This is a genomic window from Sphingomonas cavernae (assembly GCF_003590775.1).
GTDB lineage: Bacteria > Pseudomonadota > Alphaproteobacteria > Sphingomonadales > Sphingomonadaceae > Sphingobium_A > Sphingobium_A cavernae.
This window is the reverse complement of sequence record NZ_QYUM01000002.1, coordinates 906,098-919,807: the sequence shown is the minus strand read 5'-3', so window position 1 is coordinate 919,807 and position 13,710 is coordinate 906,098. Positions and strand designations below refer to the sequence as shown.

The window sequence follows — 13,710 nt, the reverse complement described above, 5'->3', positions numbered from 1 at the left end:
ACGCTCAGCCAGGCGTGTCTGGCCTTTGCGCGGCTTCGATCAATGCGCGGATCGCCCAGCGCTTGACCGCGAGCGTCTCTTCCTCGCCGAGTTGCAGAACGTCCTTGAAGACGATCATGGCCTCGGTCCCGATGACAAGCGGCAGCGCCCGGATCAGCATATCCAGCGCCTCGGGCGCGAACTGATCGCGCACGGGATCGAGGGCTGCCTCGACCAATGGCGTGCGGCGATTCTGACGCGCCAGCAGTTCTCCGTCGTGCTCGGGGCGGCGGAGCGAATGCGCGAGCATCGTGCGAAGTTGCGCCTCGTTCTCCTTGATCATCGCATTGAGTGCATCGTCGACGCATGTCACACGCGCCACGGCATCATCCGGCGGAGCATTGCGCAGGATTTCGTCCGTCTCGGGAACAGCGACATCGAGCGCCGCCTCAACGAGAAGCGCGTCGAGCCCCGGAAAATAGCGATAGGCCGTCGCGCGCGACACCAAGGCCTCCTCCGCGATTTCCTCAAGCGTCGGGGTGGTCCCTTGGCGGATCAGGCGCGCGGCCGCCAGAAGCAGGTCCTTGCGCGTGCGTCGCCTCTGATTGGGGCGGCCCGCCCTTTCCGAATCCATGATTCAGCCCTGCGGCAATTGCTGGATGATCGCGGCGAGGTCGAGCCATACATTCTCGCGGCTGATCGTATTGTCTTCGGCAAATTCGATGATGTGGAGCAGTCTGAATTCGAGCGGTCGATCGCGACCGTCGATGCCAAATGGACGCCCGGCGGCGCGGCCGCGCCACAGCGATTCGTCGACAAGGAAATCCTCGCCATAGTAACGTCGCAAAGGTTGCACGCTCCCATCGGCAAGATCGGCGAACAGCGCTTCATAAAAGGGTTTGGCGGCATCGCGACCGTGGGTCGGACCCGTGGGCGCGCCAACAATGTCATGTTCGACATCGGGCGCGAGCGTCGCGAGTACCCCGGCCACGTCATCCTGCATCTCGAACGCGAAATGCACGTCCATCATACGGTCCATCGCCTGGCGTGTGAGTGCCATGAGCAGCCTCCATCGTAATCTATACGAAAGACTCATAATGAGATTTCAATCTCATTACAATAACGAAGTCGCGACCTGATGACGTCGGTTACTGTGCCGCAAAGCGCTGGCATGCCCCTGTTTCCGTCACTAGATAGGAGCCATGTCAGTCCGTTTCGAAAGCATTCCGCAGCGCCGCGCCATCGTCGATCGACGCGGACTTTCAGACGCCCTCGCCGAACTCCTGCCCGGCAGCGGCGACACGACCGCGCTGCGTCAGGCTGCTGTGGCGCTGTTGAAGAATGCGCTTGATATCGGACGCGTGGAGATTGCGCGGCGACTGACCGAACATCCCTCGCGTGGCAGCGAGGCGGCGTCCGCGCAGGCATTCCTCGTCGACCAGCTCTTGCGGCTGACCTATGACTTCACGACCAAACGGCTGTATCCTAACAGCAATCCGACCGCGGCGGAGCGCATCGCGCTGCTCGCGGTGGGCGGCTATGGGCGCGGCGAGATGGCGCCCTTTTCGGACGTCGATATCGGCTTTCTCACGCCCTGGAAGCAGACGAGCTGGACCGAGCAGGTCATCGAATCGATGCTCTACACGCTGTGGGACCTCGGCTTGAAGGTGGGGCAATCGAGCCGCTCGCTCGACGAGATGGTGCGCATGGCGAAGTCCGACATCACCATCCGCACGGGGTTGCTCGAGGCGCGCTATGTCTGGGGCGACCAGGCGCTCTATGACGAGGCAAGCATTCGGTTCGCCAACGAGGTGATGGCGGGCACGGGCCGCGCCTTCATCGCCGAGAAGCTCGCCGAGCGGGACATCCGGCATAAACGCATGGGTGATAGCCGCTATGTCGTCGAGCCCAATGTCAAAGAGGGCAAGGGGGGACTGCGCGATCTCCACGCGCTGTTCTGGATCGGCAAATATATTTACCGCGTGCCCACCGTCGCCGAGCTGGTCGACAAGGGGCTGCTGACCAGGAACGAGCTGCGTCAGTTCCAGAAGGCCGAAAACTTCCTCTGGGCTGTGCGCTGCCACCTGCACAGCATTGCGGGACGTGCCGAGGAACGGCTGACCTTCGACTTCCAGCCCGAAATCGCGCGCCGCATGCGCTATGCCGACCGCCCGGGTAAGTCGGCGGTCGAGCGCTTCATGCAGCATTATTTCCTGATCGCGAAGCAGGTGGGCGACCTTACGGGCGTGTTCCTAGCGCATCTCGACGAGAGCCACGCCGCGCGCGGGCGCCGCTTTGGCCTGCCTATGATCCGCCGCAGCCCACGCAAGCTCAACGGCTTCGTACTCGAACGCGGCCGGCTCGCGCTGCCCGCCGACGATTTCTTCGCAAAGGACCCGGTGCGCTTGATTGAGATGTTCGCGCTTGCCGACAAGCACGGGCTGGAAATCCATCCGCTCGCGATCCGCGCCGCCGCCCGGGACGCCAAGCTGATCGATGCGCGCGTGCGCAACGATCCGCGCGCCAATGCGCTGTTCCTCGACGTGCTGACCAGCTCGCGCGATCCTGAAACCGTGCTGCGCTGGATGAACGAGGCAACGGTGTTCGGCCGCTTCGTTCCCGATTTCGGTCGCGTCGTCGCGCAGATGCAGTTCGACATGTACCATCATTACACCGTCGACGAACATTCGATCCGCGCGATCGGCCTGCTCTCGCAGATCGAAAATGGAACGCTCCACGACGAGCATCCGCTTTCGACGGTGATCGCCAACCAGCTTGTTTCGCGGCGCGTGCTCTATGTCGCGGTGCTGCTCCACGATATCGCCAAGGGGCGCGGAGGCGATCATTCGGTGCTCGGCGCCGAAGTCGCCAAGAAGCTTTGCCCGCGCTTCGGGCTCACCCCCGCGGAGACCGAGACCGTCGCCTGGCTCGTGCGCTGGCATCTCTTGATGTCCGCCACCGCATTCAAGCGCGACCTTGCCGATTTCAAGACCATCCTCGATTTTGTCGAGATGGTGCAGAGCCTCGAGCGCCTCCGGTTGCTGCTGATCCTGACGGTGGTCGATATCCGTGCGGTGGGTCCCGGCGTCTGGAACGGCTGGAAACGGCAGTTGCTGACTGACCTGTTCGAGTCCGCCGAGGAGATGCTGCGCCTTGGCCACAAGCAGAAAGGACGCGCCGAGCGCATCGCGGCAAAACAGGCCGCGCTGCAGGAGGTGCTTGGCTGGGACGACGCCGAGATGGCCAAACTCAAGAAGACGCTCACCGACGCCTATTGGATCGCTGAGCCGTCAGATGTGCTCGAACGCAATGCGCGGATGATCGCGGCCGCCGCAGACAGCCCGCTGTCGATCGAGGCGCAAGTCTATCCCACGCGCGGCGCGACGCTCGTCACCGTCTATGCCAGCGACCATCCCGGGCTGTTCTACCGCGTTGCGGGCGCGATCCATCTGGCCGGAGGCAGCATCATCGACGCGCGCATCCACACGACGCGCGATGGGATGGCGCTCGACAATTTCCTCGTCCAGGATCCGCTCGGCCGTCCGCTCGACGAGCCGCAGCGACTGAAAAGGCTCGAAAGTGCGATCGAGGATGCGCTTGCCAACCGTCACAAGCTCGCCGACCGTTTGGCACAAAAGCCGCTCGTGCGCACGCGCGCAGAGGCGTTCGAGATCGAGCCCGCGGTGCTGATCGATAACAAGGCGTCGAACCGGTATACCGTGATCGAGGTCAACGCGCGCGATCGTCCCGCGCTGCTCAACGCGCTTGCCTATGCGCTTTTCCAATCGAAGGTGACAATCCATTCGGCGCACATCGCCACCTATGGCGAGCGCGCGGTCGACACCTTCTACATAACCGACCTGATCGGCGACAAGATCGAGGGTACGTCGCGCCTCAAGGCGCTCGAGCGGCGGATGCTCGAGGCGGCGGGGGGCGAGCAGGCGGACCGCAAGGCGGCGTGATCAGATAAGCACTTCGGCGGCGGGCGGCTCTTCGACCGCGGTGCGCGGTCTGGGCGTGTCGGGCGGGATGAAGCTGATCGCGATGTCGCCCGGTTCCACCAGCGGCCGCGCCGACGTCGAAAAGAACAGCAGACGCTTGTCGGGCTTGAGGACGGCGACAGGTTCGGCCTCTGCGGGCAGTCTCTCGCGAAAATCGTCATAGCCGAACTTGTCGGTGATCCGCGTGCGGCTGAAGCTCCAATCCTCGCTTGTGCGCGTCAGCAGTTCGTCCATCGACAGTCCGCCCTCCAGCAGCACGCGGCCGCGCGACGCGGTCGGCGCGTCGGGCTTGTCGGCGCGCGTCTGGCTGACGCGTTCGGTGCCGATTTCGGGGCCCAGTTCGGCGCAGATCAGCGCGTTATACGCGTCGTTGTCGGTCGCGGCGACGATGTGCTGATACCCACCCAGGTCATGCTGATCCTGTGCCTGCTCGTCGAGAACGTCCCCCTGCCACGTCTCCAGCCCTGCCTTGCGCGCCTCGCGCAATGCAAATTTGGATGGGTCGGCAACGGTTACCCCGATATCGAGCGACTTCAGCATCGCCCCGAGCTGGGTGGTCCAGGCATTGGCGCCGACGATCAGCACGGCGCTTCGTTCGCCCGTGTCGATCCCGAGCCGTGCGGCGAGCCAGCGCGCCGAAAAGCCGTGTGCGAAGATCGTCGCGACGACGACCCCGAAGCTCAAGGGGATGAGTGCCTCGGCGTCCTCGATGCCAAAGTCGGCAAGGCGGATCGCGAACAGCCCGGTGATCGCGACCGCGACGATGCCGCGCGGACCGATCCACGCGACGAACAGTCGCTCGCGCCAGGGCATCGAGGAAAGCAGCAGACTGACGAGCACCGTCACCGGCCGCACGACGAACAGCAGCAGGAACAGGAAGATCAGGAAGCGCGCCTGGAACTGGCTCATCGTCGCCCAGTCGAGCGTCGCGGACATCAGGATGAACACGCCAGAGACAAGGATGACCGTCAGATCCTCCTTGAAGCGCCTGAGCGCATGGCTGGCTGCGAGCGGGCGGTTGGCGATCACCACGCCCATGATGGTGACGGTGACAAGGCCGGTTTCGTGCTGGATTACATCAGCGATCACGAAACCCGCGATCACGGTCACGAGCAGGATCGGGGCCTTCAGATATTCGGGCACATAGCCGCGCGGGAAAAGCCAGCTCACCGCAAAGCCCAACCCCGCGCCGAGCAGGCCGGCCACGAAGGTCGAGGCGAGCACGTCGAAGCCTATCGCCGCGATGTCTGCGCCTTCGCCACCATATGTGACCCAGGCATAGATGAAGACCGCGAGCAGGGCGCCGATGGGGTCGTTGACGATCGCTTCCCATTTGAGCGTGTTCCTGACGCGCGGGCTGATGTTGAGCGGACGAAGCAGGGGTTGCACGACCGTCGGCCCCGTCACGACCAATATTCCGCCGAACAGGGCCGCGACCTCGAACGACAGCCCCGCGCCATAATAGGCTGCCGCGGTTGCCAGCGCCCAACCGAGCGGCGCGCCGATCACGACAAGCCGGAGCACGGGACCGCCCGCATGGCGCAGATCGCGAAAATTGAGGCTCAGCCCGCCCTCGAAGAGGATCACCGCGACCGCGAGCTTGACCATGGGCTCCATCAGCGCACCAAAATCGCGCCTCGGATCGATCAGCCCCAATATCGGGCCCGCGAGCACGCCCGTCATGAGCATGAGTGCGATGGCGGGCTTGTTCGTGCGCCAGGCTATCCACTGCGCGCCGATGCCGAGCAATCCGATCAGCGCGATCTTCACCATGAGGGAGTCGAGCAGCATGGTCACGACCATGCCAAGCCGTATGGCACTGTTCAAACAAAACCGGCCCGCCCCCGGTTGGGAACGGGCCGGCCGTTACACTTTGATATGTGTCAGAACTTGCCGCGCAACGTGATGCCGTACGTCCGCGGTTCGGCGAGGAACTGCGAGAAGATCTGCCGGCCGCCCGGGAACTGCGGATCGACGAATGGTGCGAAAGTGAAGCCCGGCGCGAACGGCGGTGTGGTCGACCCACCCGCCTGGAAGGGTGAGTTGAACGCCACCTGCGCATAATCCTCGTTGAACAGATTCTGCGCCCAGAACTCGACGGCCCAGCGCTCATCGGGGCCGCGGATGCCGAGGCGCGCGTTCACCACGACATAGCTGTCCTGCTCCTTCTGGGGAAACAGGTCGGAGCCGGTATTGAAGTCGCCCGTCATCCGCGAGTCGATGTAGACGAGCCCCGACAGTCCCGACCCGCCGATCTCCGGTGTCCAGGCGAGCGAGGCCGTGCTCACGAACTCGGGCGCGTTCGAGAGATTGTCGCCCGGCAACATTCGGAGCGCGGGGCTGAGCGGCGCTCCGCTTTCGTTGCCCACCAGATTGTTGCGATACTTGGTTTCGGCATAGGTGAAGCCCAGATTGACGCGCAGGTCGCGCGCCGGGACGAGCGACGCCTCGATCTCGACGCCGGTCGAACTCACGCCATAGCCAACGTCGTCGGCCGCGCACGCGCCCGTGCCCAGCGCCGGATTGAGGTTGAATGCCGCGCCCGGCGCGATCACAGGGTTCAAGAAATTGGCCGAGCCCGGGAAGAAGCTCTGGTCGCGGTCCGCCCCGCCCAGGTCCTGCCCGCACCCGTTGACGTTCTGGACGATGAACACCGTCCCGTCGAAGGTGTTGAGCTGGAAATTCTTGAACTCCTGGCGGAACGCCGCGACGTTCAAGCTGAACGGCCCGGTCGCATATTTCGCGCCGATCTCGAACGCGTCGACGATCTCGGGGTCGAACTGGAGACCGCTCACCAGCGCCTGCGCGCCGCCCAGGCTCGCGAACGAGACCGACGGCGCCTTGAGCGCCGAGCGGTCGAGGTTGAACCCGCCTGCCTTATAGCCACGCGAATAGCTTCCGTAGAGCAGCAGATCGTCGGTCGGCTTCCACGAGAGCACTGCGGTGCCGGTGAACTCGTCCTCACTGCGCCGATCATTGATCGAGACGCCATTGAGCTCGGCGGTCGAGTTGCCTTGGCACGAGAGGTTGAGGATCGACTGCGAGATCGCGAACAGCGCCGGGTTGAACGCCGGGCCGTTCGGGTTGGTGAAGGCCCCCACCAACGCCTGGTTGGCGACGCAGGCGGTGTTGTCATTGCCGAAGGTCGCATCGAACTTCTTGCGCTCGTTGGTGTAGCGCAGCCCCAGCGTGACATCGAGCGTGGACGTCACGTGGATGATGTTGTGCGTGAAGAAGGCGTAGTTGCGGCTGTTCTGCTTGTAAACGTCAAGCGTCGAGCCACGGTCGTTGATGCTATCGAGATTGTTCATCGCGGCATAGATCAACGGCGATGCTGCGCCGAATACCGGCGGCCGGGCCGCGAGGCACGCGCTTGAGGTCGGCGAGTAGAGCGCCGAAAGCCCGCCCGGCGACACGATCCGGCACGTCGCGAACCGGCCATATTGGTTGCCGAAGCGCAGATTGTCCGTCGCTGTCAGGTCCTCGTCGGCGTAATAGGCGCCGATGAGCCAGTCGAGCTTGTCGTCGAAGGCGGTTCCCTGGAGTCGCAGCTCCTGGCTGAAGGTCTCGAACTTGCGCGAGGAATTGTTGTCGTCGGCGCGATAAAGGATGTCGACGCTGCTGTAGTCGATGTCGCCCGCCTGGCTGCTGAAATAATTTCGGTACCCGCTGATTGAGGTGAGCGTCGCGTTTCCGAAATCCCAGTTGATCTCGACCGAGGCGCCATAGTCCTCGGTCTCGCCGCCATAGCTGCGCCCCGGCGTGACCGAGAGCTCGCGCGAATAGCCGGCATTGAGTGCGTTGATGTCCTGCCCGAGCGCGGTCAGCACGTTAATGATGTTGTTGCCCGAGTCGTTGGTGCGGCCGGGCACCGCGCCCGGCTGCTGGAGCGGGATCGCGGGGTTGTTGAGATTGCCGATGAACGGATTGACGCTGTTGTCGACATAGGTCGCGCCGCAGCATTTCTCGTCGCGCTTGGTATAGTCGCCAATGACGCGAACGCTGAGGTCGCTCGTGGGCTCGAAGAGCAACTGACCGCGCACGAAGTAGCGGTCGCGATCGTTGACGCGGGTGTCATTGGCTGCATCGTAATAGAATCCGTCGCGCTGCACCCACACCCCGTCGATCCGGGCCGCAAGCGTATCGGTGATCGGCCCGGTGACGCCGCCCGCGAGGCGCCAATAGTCGTAATTGCCGTAAGTCGCCTCGACATTGGCACCGAAGTCGAAGCTCGGGCTTTTCGAGACGATGTTGATCAGGCCTGCCGAGGCGTTTCGCCCGAACAGCGTTCCCTGCGGCCCGCGCAACACTTCGACGCGGTCGATCTCGCCCAGCTCGTTGAGGCCGATGCCCGAGCGCGAGCGGTAGACGCCGTCGATGAACACGGCGACCGAGCTTTCAAGGCCGGGGTTGTCGCCCACGGTGCCGATGCCGCGGATACGTGCCGAGCCATTGGCTTCGCTGCCGGTCGATGAAACGAGCAGCGAGGGCGCGATCTGGTTGAGCTGACGGATGTCGTTGGCGCCCGTATTGGCGAGCGATTCGGCGGTGACTGCGGAGACCGCCAGCGGAACGTCGGAAAGCGCCTGCGCACGTCCCTGCGCCGTCACGATGATCTCACCGGTATCGACGGAGGTGGGTGCTGGCTGGTCGGCTGTTTGCTGCGTCGTGTCCTGGGCAAAAACGGGTGTTGCGATCGCAAGACATGCAACCGACAGCAGCCAAGGGGTCTTGGGCATTAGGCTCTCCTCTCTGATCCGACGAATTTTTCCGTCTTGATATTTTTTTGCGTTTGTAACGGTTGCCGCGCCATCTCGCTATATCGCGTCGGCGATGAGCCGCAGTTTTCTGCGCCTTTGCGGCCTTTTTGTCACAGTGTTGCGTGGCTAAGTGCAACTGACGCTACGGAATGCAAAGGCTTCGAAACGTCCGAAGCTACCAGTGCGGCGCCGCGAAGGGCCAATTTGGCTTTTTGAAGATCGGGTATTGTCCCAAAACGACAACGCGCCCGCAGCATAGAGCGGCGGGCGCGTTCGATTCGGGTTGCTGGTATTGTTGAGTCGCGCGCGCTTATTTGGGCGACAACACCATCAGCATCTGACGGCCTTCCATGCGCGGATAGGCCTCCACTTTTGCGTCCTCGGCGGTGTCATTCTGGACGCGCTGGAGCAGCGCCATGCCAAGCTGGCCGTGCGAAAGTTCGCGGCCGCGAAAACGCAACGTGACTTTCACCTTGTCGCCCTCGCCGATGAATTTGTGGATCGCCTTCATCTTCGTATCATAGTCATGATCGTCGATGTTCGGACGCATCTTGATCTCCTTGATCTCCTGCGTCTTCTGCGTCTTGCGCGCGGCGTTCGCCTTTTTCTGGGCCTCGTACTTGTACTTGCCCACATCGAGGAACTTGGCGACCGGCGGATCGGCGTTGGGGGACACTTCGACCAGATCGAGGCCGATTTCCTGCGCCTGCTCCATCGCTTCCCGCGTATACATCACGCCCAGATTCTCACCGTTCTCGTCGATCACGCGAACTTTGGGCGAGTTGATGAATTCGTTATAGCGTGGGCCGTTATTTGGCATCTGGGGCGCAAGCGGGCGCCTGGTCATGGGCGGACGTATAGCAGTGTCTCCTGTCGTGGCTTCGCGCGCCATTTAGCGATTCCGCAGCCCCAAGAAAAGGGGCGTGCGGCAATCGCTGTCCGATTTCCGCCACAGCGTGGCGGATTGGCTGCACCCCGTTCACGCGATCATGGACCCCGGCGGTACCGGCCACAGCCTGTCGGCCGGGCGTCCCATCACCGTTGCCGCCGATGCGTGGAGCGACGCGGGGGCAAGCCAGCCCCTGTCGATCGCCGTGTCGAGCCACTGCTCGATATTGCCGCCGCGGGCGGGATAACCGTCGCGCATCAGCAGGCCGTATAGGCCCGCGGCCATGATGTGCATGCCGTCATCGGCGCGCGTCCAGCGCCGTGCCGCCGAGCGCGCGACACCGAGCCGCTCGCAGATGATCTGGTCGAGCGCCTGCACCAGATCCTCGTTGAACATGCCCTCAGGCGTTGTGTAGCCGAAGCTCGGATTATGCTCCCTGATTGCGCGCATCAGCAGCGGATCGGCCTCGATCAGCGCGATTGCCTTCTTCGCCACGTGCCCGTCCATCGGGATCGGGGGGTGCATCATCTCGTGCGCGGCCATGAAGACGAGCGTGTTGTCGTCGTAATCGGCCGCGGCGAGGAATTGCTGCCCCAGCACCTTGATTCCGTGCGGCTTGCAGAAATGCAGCACGACGACGTCGATTTGCGATTCGAAGGCGCGGCCGGTGATCCGTTCCTGCTCGGTGATGACATCATATCTGCCGAGAAAGCTGCGCAAATGCGCAAGCCGCCTTTCTTCGGTCGCGGCAAAGACGTCGCGGCGAAAATCCGTAAACTTCGCGGTGTCGAGCGCGACGAGCGACGCACGCAGCCGTGCGCGCGCCCCCATGAACCACGCCCACTCTTTCTGATCCCAATAGGGGCTGGCCTCAAAAGGCTTTCTGAGCAGCATTTCGCCACCGTCGATCGCACGGATGAGCGTGGGGATGTCGGCGTCCTGCCCGCTTGAAAAGATCACGTCGAGAAACGGCGTCAACATGATGTCGCTGGCCTTTGCCTCGTCCTTTAGCGCCTTGATCTGTTCCGTTGTGCCCTTGGACAGACGCGGCGAGAAGCCAGCGATCTCGGCGGCATAATGCTTGGCATAAAATTCGTCGCCTGAAAGCGGCCCCAGAAAGCTGATCGCGTCGAAGCCCGCCGAGCCGCGCACGTTCCAGCGTGTCCGCACGGGCTTGGCGGGCGCGTCCGCGGCAAGCGCGATATTGGGGTTGATCGTAGCAGCCGCCAGCGAGGCAGCGGCGGTGGACAGAAAATGGCGTCGATTCATGCCTGCCAGATTAGTCGGCAGCGTCGCACCCGTCTTGAACGGATGTGACATGACCCGCCCTTCCCCTGCGTCTGAGGGTAGCGGGAGGAAGCCCGGTGAGCTGGGCCACGGCTCGCGTCATGTGCGCCTGGTCGGAAAAGCCGAAATCAATCGCGATCGCCGCCAGCGGTTGTGCAGAATCGATGACGGCTTCAGCCGCCCGCCGCGCGCGCACTTCGGCACGGTAACGTTGCGGGGATACGCCATAGGCGAGCGCGAAACCACGGCTGAGCGAGGTGCGCGCGATACCCGTTTGCTCCGCCCATTCCGCAAGATTGGTAACGCGATCTTCGCGCAATGCACCGGCGAGCAGGTCGGGCCAGTCGAACAAGGCATTGTCGGCCGGCTGAAAGCTGTCGAGTGCCAGCGCCGTCGCTGCGCCCACATCGCGTTCGGCCAGCACCACGATCGCGTCCGCGTCGGCGACACGACCGACGCGTGACCCGATCGCGCCCGTCATCGGTAAATTGAGCACGTGCGTGTTGCCGGGCGCAAAATGGTCCTGATGCGCCTCGAAGCGGCCGTGGATCAGCATGTCGCCGGGGTGCACGCGGACCCGGCCGATGTCGCCGGCTTCTACATAGCCGCCTTGCAAGACCAGCGCGACATAGGGCGCTGCGTGCTGGTGCCGCGCCATGTTGTTAGCAGCGCCGTATCGGGCAACGCCGACATATCCGGCGCTACCCGTGCTCATGCGTTGCGCAGATCCGGGGGTGTCGCCTCGGCGGTCAGCATCGCGATTGCTTCGTCCAGCGGCATCATCCGTTGTCCCTCGGCGCCGAGCGTGCGGATCGCGACGGTGCCCTCCTCGGCTTCGCGCTTACCGACCACGAGCAGGTGCGGAACCTTCGCCAGCGAATGCTCGCGCACCTTGTAGTTGATCTTCTCGTTGCGAAGGTCGCTCTCGACGCGGATGCCCGCTGCCTTGAGCTTCGCCACCGCTTCGTGCGCATAATCGTCGGCGTCGGAGACGATGGTTGCCACCACCGCCTGCACGGGCGCGAGCCAAACGGGCAGCTTGCCCGCGAAATGCTCGATCAGGATGCCGATGAAGCGTTCATAGGAACCGAAGATCGCACGGTGGAGCATCACCGGGCGGTGGCGCTCGCCATCCTCGGCGACATAGCTCGCGTCAAGCCGCTCGGGCAGCACGCGATCGGACTGAATTGTCCCGACCTGCCAAGTCCGCCCGATCGCGTCGGTCAGGTGCCATTCGAGCTTGGGCGCATAGAAGGCGCCCTCACCCGGCAGCTCTTCCCAGCCATATTCGGGCGTGTTCAGGCCAGCGGCGGCGACGGCGTTGCGCAGTTCCTCCTCGGCCTTGTCCCACATCTCCTCGGTGCCGAAGCGCTTGTCGGGGCGCAGCGCGAGCTTGATCGAATAGCCTTCGAAGCCCAGGTCGCGATAGATCCGGTCGGCGAGCTCGCAAAAGGCGCGCACCTCGGCGACGATCTGGTCCTCGCGGCAGAAGATATGCGCGTCGTCCTGCGTGAACTGACGCACGCGCATCAGCCCGTGGAGCGCGCCATGCGGCTCGTTCCTGTGGCAGCAGCCATTCTCGTATAGCCGCAAGGGGAGATCGCGATAGGATTTGATGCCCTGGCGGAAGATCAACACATGCGCCGGGCAGTTCATCGGCTTCAGCGCCATCCAGTCGGCATCGTTCGAGATGATCGGGCCGTCATCCTCGGTGTTCGGCACCTCGTCGGGGATGACGAACATGTTTTCGCGATACTTGCCCCAATGGCCCGACTGTTCCCATTGGCGCGCGTCCATCACCTGCGGCGTCTTGACTTCGCGATAGCCCGCGCCGTCGATCGCGCGGCGCATATAGGCCTCCAGCTCGCGCCAGATCATATAGCCCTTGGGGTGCCAGAAGACGCTGCCATGCGCTTCCTGCTGGAGGTGGAACAGGTCCATCTCCTGCCCCAGCTTGCGGTGGTCGCGCTTGCCGGCTTCCTCCAGCCGATGCAGATGCGCGTCGAGCTGCTTCTTGTTGAGCCAACCGGTTCCGTAGATGCGCGAAAGCATCGCGTTCTTCTGGTCGCCGCGCCAATAGGCGCCAGAGACGCGCGTCAGCTTGAACGCCTGCGGGTCGAGCTTGCCCGTCGAGGGCAGATGCGGGCCACGGCACATGTCGAGCCAGTCCTTACCCGACCAGTAGACCGACAATTCCTCACCCTCGGGCAGCTCGGCCGCCCATTCGGCTTTGAAACTCTCACCCTCGGCCTGCCAGCGCGCGATCAGGTCGTTGCGCGACCAGACCTCGCGGACGAGCGGCTTGTCGGCGGCGATGATCTTGCGCATCGCCTCCTCGATCGCGGGCAGATCCTCTTCGGTGAAGGGCCAGTCCTTGGGCGCGAAATCGTAATAAAAGCCATCCTCGGTTGCCGGACCGAAGGTAATCTGCGTGCCGGGGAACAGCGCTTGCACCGCCTCGGCGAGCACATGCGCAAAGTCGTGCCGCGCAAGCTCGAGCGCGTCCGCCTCGTCCCTGGCGGTAATAAGCGCGAGCTTGGTATCGCCCTCGAGCGGACGATTAAGATCGCGCACCTCGCCATCGACCCTGGCGGCGAGCGCGGCCTTGGCGAGCCCGGGGCCGATTGCGGCCGCGATGTCCGCCGGGGTAGTCCCGGGCGCAACCTCTCGGACGGATCCGTCGGGCAGCGTGATCTTGAACATCTCGGACATGGCTTTGGCGTTCTCTTCGTCAGACAAGCGGGCAGGATTGCGCGCGGCTTATGCCCGCAAGGCCCGTTCAAGGGCAAGCGGT

The 13,710-nt window shown here is 63.7% G+C and carries 9 protein-coding genes; 1 reads left to right on the top strand and 8 read right to left on the bottom strand.

Annotated elements, in window-relative coordinates; translation table 11 throughout:
• Window positions 1-4 precede the first annotated feature (4 nt).
• Window positions 5-613 carry a TetR/AcrR family transcriptional regulator gene (locus D3876_RS04585; protein WP_119759922.1) on the bottom strand — a complete coding sequence of 203 codons (609 nt, stop codon included), beginning with the start codon at window positions 611-613 and terminating at the stop codon, window positions 5-7.
• A gap of 3 nt (window positions 614-616) precedes the next feature.
• On the bottom strand, window positions 617-1,039 hold the full coding sequence (locus tag D3876_RS04580) for a nuclear transport factor 2 family protein (RefSeq protein ID WP_119759920.1): 423 nt from the start codon (window positions 1,037-1,039) through the stop codon (window positions 617-619).
• A gap of 142 nt (window positions 1,040-1,181) precedes the next feature.
• On the opposite strand from D3876_RS04580, the gene D3876_RS04575 reads away from it, so the two are divergent.
• On the top strand, window positions 1,182-3,941 hold the full coding sequence (locus tag D3876_RS04575) for a [protein-PII] uridylyltransferase (RefSeq protein WP_119759919.1): 2,760 nt from the start codon (window positions 1,182-1,184) through the stop codon (window positions 3,939-3,941).
• Here the strand turns inward: D3876_RS04575 and D3876_RS04570 are convergent, their stop codons facing one another.
• The 6 genes from D3876_RS04570 to thrS form a co-directional block, all read right to left on the bottom strand.
• Window positions 3,942-5,771: a cation:proton antiporter gene (locus D3876_RS04570; protein WP_119761037.1), complete on the bottom strand. Its 1,830-nt coding sequence runs from the start codon at window positions 5,769-5,771 to the stop codon at window positions 3,942-3,944.
• A 92-nt stretch (window positions 5,772-5,863) separates the two neighbouring features.
• Window positions 5,864-8,719: a TonB-dependent receptor gene (locus D3876_RS04565; protein ID WP_119759917.1), complete on the bottom strand. Its 2,856-nt coding sequence runs from the start codon at window positions 8,717-8,719 to the stop codon at window positions 5,864-5,866.
• Between the two features lie 331 nt (window positions 8,720-9,050).
• Window positions 9,051-9,587: a translation initiation factor IF-3 gene (infC, locus tag D3876_RS04560; RefSeq protein ID WP_119761035.1), complete on the bottom strand. Its 537-nt coding sequence runs from the start codon at window positions 9,585-9,587 to the stop codon at window positions 9,051-9,053.
• A 132-nt stretch (window positions 9,588-9,719) separates the two neighbouring features.
• Complete coding sequence (locus D3876_RS04555; RefSeq protein WP_147417584.1) at window positions 9,720-10,949, bottom strand: hypothetical protein; 1,230 nt, start codon at window positions 10,947-10,949, stop codon at window positions 9,720-9,722.
• Window positions 10,909-11,631, bottom strand: coding sequence for a helix-turn-helix domain-containing protein (locus D3876_RS04550; protein ID WP_119759914.1), 723 nt, complete (start codon window positions 11,629-11,631; stop codon window positions 10,909-10,911). Before D3876_RS04550 ends, D3876_RS04555 begins: the two co-directional genes overlap by 41 nt.
• Entirely contained in the window at window positions 11,628-13,628 is a 2,001-nt protein-coding gene (thrS, locus tag D3876_RS04545) for a threonine--tRNA ligase (RefSeq protein ID WP_119761033.1), read from the bottom strand. The genes D3876_RS04550 and thrS overlap by 4 nt, the downstream gene beginning before the upstream one ends.
• Window positions 13,629-13,710: the final 82 nt, after the last annotated feature.